This window comes from Nostoc cf. edaphicum LEGE 07299 (assembly GCF_015207245.1).
GTDB classification, from domain to species: Bacteria; Cyanobacteriota; Cyanobacteriia; order Cyanobacteriales; family Nostocaceae; genus Nostoc; species Nostoc edaphicum_B.
Window position 1 is genome coordinate 1 of sequence record NZ_JADEXF010000351.1, and the last position, 5,137, is coordinate 5,137.

The 5,137-nt window shown below is 41.3% G+C and carries 4 protein-coding genes; 2 read left to right on the forward strand and 2 right to left on the reverse strand.

Features of this window, described 5'->3' with window-relative positions; genetic code table 11:
- The coding region (locus tag IQ229_RS12315; RefSeq protein ID WP_194044059.1) for a four helix bundle protein at positions 1-266 on the forward strand (266 nt) is incomplete at its 5' end.
- 38 nt (positions 267-304) lie between these two features.
- On the opposite strand, the gene IQ229_RS12320 is transcribed toward IQ229_RS12315, so the two are convergent.
- Both IQ229_RS12320 and IQ229_RS12325 read right to left on the reverse strand, forming a co-directional pair.
- On the reverse strand, positions 305-1,117 hold the full coding sequence (locus tag IQ229_RS12320; RefSeq protein ID WP_194044061.1) for an ABC transporter permease: 813 nt from the start codon (positions 1,115-1,117) through the stop codon (positions 305-307).
- Positions 1,118-2,119 carry an ABC transporter ATP-binding protein gene (locus tag IQ229_RS12325; protein ID WP_194044063.1) on the reverse strand — a complete coding sequence of 334 codons (1,002 nt, stop codon included), beginning with the start codon at positions 2,117-2,119 and terminating at the stop codon, positions 1,118-1,120.
- Between the two features lie 410 nt (positions 2,120-2,529).
- On the opposite strand from IQ229_RS12325, the gene IQ229_RS12330 reads away from it, so the two are divergent.
- Complete coding sequence (locus IQ229_RS12330) at positions 2,530-4,710, forward strand: putative bifunctional diguanylate cyclase/phosphodiesterase (RefSeq protein WP_194044065.1); 2,181 nt, start codon at positions 2,530-2,532, stop codon at positions 4,708-4,710.
- Positions 4,711-5,137: the final 427 nt, after the last annotated feature.

The following is a 5,137-nucleotide window of genomic DNA, read 5'->3' on the forward strand; positions in this document are numbered from 1 at the left end:
CTATTGGTAAACAGATTGTTCGTTCGGCAGATAGTATTGGAGCCAATATAGCAGAAGGTGTAGGAAGAGGTAGTTTTCAAGACAATAGACGTTTTATCAAAATCGCAAGAGGTTCTTTGAATGAAACTCAACATTGGTTAAGACGGGCTTATACTCGTAACCTTTTAACTACTGAACAGATAAATGCAATCAAAACAATCATTAACGAACTAGCACCCAAATTAAACTCCTATCTAAACTCAATTGGCAATGTCCCAGATGACTAATAACAAGTGACCAAGGACAAATGACAAATGACAAATAACTATTGCCTTTGAAAACGCAGTGCATCAATTGATTGAGCTGTGAGAAAGATGCCCAAAAAAATGTAACTGGCGAATAAAATTAAGCCGCTGGTATCAAAAATGCCTTGAATGAAAGTGTTGTAATGTTTCAGCAATGACAGATAACCTAATGCTTCGCCCACGGGGCCAGGGATAATTTTGGCGATTAAATCAATGAATAACAACAATAAAATTACTGCAAAGGTAAGAACGGCAGATAAAATTGTGCTGTCTGTTAATGAGGAAATAAACATTCCTAAAGATAAAATTGCCGCTGCTAGCAAGATTAATCCAAAATGACCCAGCAAGGGAATTGAGAGTGCCATTGGTGGATTTGATCCACTAATGGCGATCGCTTCAAACACTAGCATGGGTAAAACCATCGTGGTAAAAAATGTTAGCACGCCTAATAACTTACCCAAAGCTACCGCCCAATTGGTGATTGGTGAGGTGGCTAACAGTTCTAAAGTGCCCCGTTTCCGTTCTTCGGCATAGAGTCCCATCGAAAGAATTGGCAGGGTAAACAACAATAGCCACCCCATACTATCCAAAAATCCCCGGATAAATTCATAGGGGACATCTATCGGCGGTACTGGCACTCCTAGTTGTTGCCCTTGTGCATCTATTGCCGCGACTCCTACCAAAATGCCATTTGGCCCTAGCAAAATCATCACGAAGAATAACCCCGCCATGAACCAAAATATGCCTGCGATCGCATAAGCTAAGGGCGATACAAAATAACTCTGTAACTCTCGGCGATAAATGGCAATAATATTACTCAGTACTATACCCATTTACGCTACTCCTTCTTTGTCTGCTGCTAAGTCTACATCAGGATCGAAATTCTTTTCTTCTGTGGTCAGTTGCAAGAATACATCTTCTAAGGTGGCGTTAACCCGCCGCAATTCATGTAAACCGAATCCTGCACGCACTAAGGTTGTGGCAATATCCTTTCCTGGTTCTTTTCCCGGTTGCGATATCACCCGCAGATAAGCGCGATTTTCCTGGGGTTGATGTCCTCCGGCTGTGGGAATTGATTCTATCAGGCTCACACCCGCGACTTTTTGCAATACCTGTTTTGCTAGGGCGGCTTCTCCTTCTATTTCCAATTCATACCCAGAACCCCCTGTCAACTGAGTCATCAGGTTTTCTGGTGTATTTGTTGCCACAACTTTACCGCGATTGATGATGGCGACGCGGCTGCAAGTCATGCTTACTTCTGGCAGAATGTGCGTGGAAAGAATAATTGTGTGAGTACCAGCGAGGCTTTTAATTAAATTCCGCACCTCAATTATTTGCCGGGGATCGAGTCCAACGGTGGGTTCATCCAAAATGATCGCTGGGGGATCGTGAACGATCGCTTGAGCAATTCCGACACGTTGGCGGTATCCTTTGGAGAGTTTGCGAATAATTACTCGCCGCTTATCTTCTAAGTTGCAGCGTTCGATGGCGGCTGTCACCTTATTAGGGCGATCGCCTGCTGATACTCCCTTAATTCGGGCGACAAAATGCAAAAATCCCTCCACCGTCATGTCTGGATATAATGGCGGTGTTTCCGGTAAATAACCAATGCGTTGGCGCACAGCTAGGGAATTTTCATGGACATCATAACCAGCAATCCGGGCATTTCCATTGGTTGCCGGTAAATAACCAGCCAGAATCCGCATGGTTGTGGTTTTTCCAGCGCCATTGGGGCCCAACAGCCCTAAAATCTCCCCAGGCTCGACGCTAAAGGTGACATCAGTAATCGCTGGGGTAGAGCCGTATATTTTACTCAGATGTTCAACTTCAATCATCCGTATAGTGGCGATCGCAAATTATAGAATACCCAATCATCTTAAATCGCAATATTGAGTATGGGGGACTGGCACAAAGATTGGCTGACAATGGGTAAAGTTCCTGAAAAACCTCTTTAGGGACTTCCAAATAAAAAAACATCCCAAATTTTATTGTGGGATCGGTGTCCTCACTGGTTCCATAGTCGAGTTAACTAAGCAGGTATCCTGAAAGAAACTATTTCTCATTTCTCTTTTGAGTGCAGACAAGGGCGAGATTAGCCAGCCACTTGAACGCCGATTTACTTACCAGCTTGCAAATCGTTGGTGCATCTGTTAGTCATATTTCTTAGCAGCTAATCGGTGTTGTTTGGGATGAAAATGGGGCGGATTAACTCAAATTTTGCCAAGGAGATTATGAGGTATGAGGTATGAGTGAACCCTTGAACGTTCTAATGGTTGAAGATTCAGAAATCGATGCCATGTTAGTTATCCGTGAACTGCGTCGCGGTGGTTTCAATCCGATCTGGCAACGTGTCGAAACCGTCGAGGAGCTACACACAGCCCTCAATAGCCGTACCTGGGATGTGATAATTTCAGATTACCGATTGCCTGGATTTAATGCTCCTATGGCTTTGGAAGTAGCAAAGCAGAGTCAAAAAGATATTCCTTTCATTCTCGTTTCTGGCACAATCGGCGAAGTATCTGCTGTGGAAATGATGAAAGCAGGCGCTCATGATTATGTGATGAAAGACAATTTAAGCCGATTGCCAGTGGCGGTGCGTCGAGAACTTCGGGATACTCAAGTGCGGGCAGAGCGCCAACAAGCCCAAAATCTGTTACAAACATTAGCATCTAATATACCGGGAATAATTTATAGCTTTGTACATCATTTTGATGGTTCTATTGTCTTTGAATACATCAGTTTAGGCTGTCTGGATCTTCTAGAATTAACACCAGATCAAATTTTATCAGATGCCTCTCTGTGCTTTGCACAAATCCATATTGATGACCGTGCCGGATGTTATACGGCTGCCAAACAAAGCGCTCAAACTTTAAAACCATTCTCTTATGAATGGCGATTAGTTACACCCTCTGGCAAACTCAAATGGGTACAGGCAAGTGCGCGTTCGGAGTGTCGAAAAAACAAGGATATTGTCTGGCATGGTGTTTTATTAGATGTAAGCGATCGCAAACAAGCACAAGAACTGATTATTCACAACGCCTTACACGATCCATTGACAGATTTACCGAATCGGACGCTTTTGGTAGAACGGCTTGAATTATCGATTAACCGAGCCAAACGAATAGAAACCTATCGTTACGCCGTCTTATTTCTCGATCTAGATCGGTTCAAAGTGATCAATGATAGTTTAGGACATTTAGCTGGAGATCAACTACTTAAAAGCATTGCTCAGAAACTAAAAACTCATCTGCGAGAGATTGATTTAGTCGCTCGAATCGGTGGTGACGAATTCGTAATTCTCTTGGAAGATATTTCTGGTATGGAAAAAGCTATTCAAATTACTGAGCGGATTCTAAAAGATTTTCAAACACCATTGATACTTAATGATTCGGAAGTGGTTATCAGTACGAGCATCGGTATTGTCTTAGGAACAAAGAACTATTCTCACGCCTCCGATTTACTCCGAGATGCCGATATTGCCATGTATAGAGCCAAATCCCAAGATAGAAGTTCGTACAAAATTTTTGATATAGAAATGCACACTCAAGCCGTAAATCGGCTAACTCTAGAAACGGATATCCGTAAAGCTCTCGAACGAGAAGAGTTTGTTATATACTATCAGCCGATTGTTGATATACTTGGCGATGCCTCCGGCGAACCAAGCCAACAGGTTAGTAGAGAATTGCAGTTGCAAGGAGTTCGGCTGATAGGATTTGAGGCATTAGTGCGCTGGCAACACCCAACTCGCGGGTTGATTTTGCCGGAGGAATTTATTCCTGTTGCCGAAGAAACAGGGCTAATTGTGCAAATCGATCGCTGGATGTTCTACAAAGCTTGTCAACAACTGGCAAACTGGAAAACCAAGTTTGCTAGTCACTTCCCGCTCAAGATGAGTATTAATCTCTCTGCTCAAAATATTCGCCAAGCTAGCTTAATTGATGATATCGATCAAACACTAGCTCAAACAGGTTTAGAAGGCGATTCCATAGCCTTAGAAATTACTGAGAGTATGTTAATTGACAATATCAGTCAGACAATTGATTTATTAACCCAATTAAAGGATAGAAAAATTCAAATCAGCATTGATGACTTTGGTAGCGGTTATTCATCGCTTAATTATCTCCATCGTTTACCTGCTGATAATTTGAAGATCGATCGCTCCTTTGTAAGCCAGATGCAGGAAGGGAACCGTAATTATCAGGTTGTTAGTACTATTATTGCTTTGAGCAATCAACTCGGATTAGCCGTTATTGCAGAAGGTATTGAAACACCACAACAACTTCAATGGTTACAGGAACTTGGCTGCGAATTTGGTCAAGGTTATGTGTTCTCTAAACCTCTAAGACATGAGACAGCAGAAGTACTTCTAGCAAGTCAAATTATGTATTTATCCTCTGGTGAGGACGGCAACAGATGCACTAATTAAAAAAGCAGAAAAAGCTCTTGGCAAAGTCAAAATATAAAGAAAGCGATCGCGTCGTTATTATATCTAGTAGCTAAATAGATATACTGGCGATATCAATAATTTACTTATTCATTAAAATTTCCATATTGATGGCAACCAAATAAATAGTAGTATGGCAGTTAATGAACAGCAGCCAATATGTGATATTTATCTCTATCCTGAACCAAATAATATTCTATAATTTTTATTATAAATTAGTTGTGTGTTTCTATCTAGTATTTCACATTAGCACAATAGTACCATTCATCTTGATGGTTCGAGCTAAAATTTTCATTTACATATCAGATAGCTAACAAATAAACCTCTAGCAAAAGAGGTTTTTATAACTCAGCAAAAATCTATCTGAAGATAAGTTACTAAAATTTACAAACTAGCTTAGGGTATATAC

Excerpts from the sequence above, each read along its gene's own strand:
- IQ229_RS12320 (WP_194044061.1), bottom strand. The coding sequence starts at position 1,117 with ATGGGTATAGTACTGAGTAATATTATTGCCATTTATCGCCGAGAGTTA.
- IQ229_RS12325 (WP_194044063.1), bottom strand. The coding sequence starts at position 2,119 with ATGATTGAAGTTGAACATCTGAGTAAAATATACGGCTCTACCCCAGCG.
- IQ229_RS12330 (WP_194044065.1), top strand. The coding sequence starts at position 2,530 with ATGAGTGAACCCTTGAACGTTCTAATGGTTGAAGATTCAGAAATCGAT.